This is a genomic window from Syntrophomonas sp. UBA5494, assembly GCF_002426325.1.
Genome location: NZ_DIPG01000043.1, coordinates 20,843 through 22,046 on the forward strand (window position 1 = coordinate 20,843; position 1,204 = coordinate 22,046).

At 54.7% G+C, this 1,204-nt stretch carries 1 protein-coding gene; it reads left to right on the top strand.

The window, feature by feature from the left end:
* Positions 1–1,113: UbiD family decarboxylase domain-containing protein (locus tag B3W37_RS04865; RefSeq protein WP_483174953.1), on the top strand; the 1,113-nt coding region annotated here is incomplete at its 5' end.
* Positions 1,114–1,204 lie beyond the last annotated feature (91 nt).

Sequence of the window (1,204 nt, forward strand, 5' to 3'; positions counted from 1 at the left end):
ACCGTTGCCGCCATCACGGCTCTGCCGGAACCTTTGCCGGAACTGCTTTACGCTTCATTCCTGCTGGGAGACAAAATTGCCATGACTAAGATAGCCGGCCATCCCCATCCCCTGGTGGCAGAAGCCGAGTTTGCCCTGTGCGGGGTGGTTCCCGCCCATGTACGCAAGCCGGAAGGACCATTCGGCGACCATTATGGCTACTATTCTCTGGTGCATGATTTCCCGGTGTTTAACATAACACAGCTTTACCATCGCTCCGATGCCATTTATCCTGCCACCGTTGTCGGCAAACCCAGACAGGAGGATTATTACATCGGGGAGTGGATGCAGGAATTGATCAGCCCCATCTTTCCGCTGCTGATGCCCGGGGTCAAGGACCTGCGCAGTTATGCTGAAGCCGGTTTTCATACCTTGAGCGCGGCCGTGGTCAGGGAGAGCTACTTCCGCGAAGCCCTGGCCCACAGCTTCCGCATCCTGGGTGAAGGTCAGCTTAGCCTCACCAAGGTTTTGCTGGTAACCGACGTGGCTTTAGACCTGCGCGATTTTCCGCATCTCCTGGAGACTATCCTGATGCGGCTCGATCCTGGACGGGACCTTGTAATTCTGCACAATACCTCCATGGATACACTGGATTACACCGGCCGCAAATATAATCAGGGCAGCAAAGCGATCATCATAGGCATCGGCAACCCGGTGCGCGAATTACCCCGGAATTATAGCGGAAACCCCCTTCCCCGGATTGATAAGATAAAGCCCTATTGCTCCGGGTGCCTGCTCATATCCGGAGCCAGCTATGAGCAAGAACCGGGGTTGGGGGCGCAGTTGACCGAAGCGGCTCATGCAGAACTGCAATCCTGGCCCCTGGTGATACTTGTGGATGATATTGATTCGATATCCGATCAGACCTCTTTCTTGTGGACCGTATTCACCCGTTTCGACCCCATGCTCGATATTCATGCACAGCAGCACATGCACCGGAATGCCATCGAATACCGGCTGCCCTTTATAATCGACGCCCGTATGAAACCGGAATATCCGGCTGAGTTGGTGCCCCGGGAAGACATCGTAGAACGGGTCGATCAGCGCTGGGGCAGTTTGTTCAGAAACAATTAACTGAATTCGGGCAGAGCGAACGACGGAAGCGAAGAGCAAGGCGCTCAATAGGCCCGCGATTGAGTCGTACAAATAGTACGTTGATTGAGCG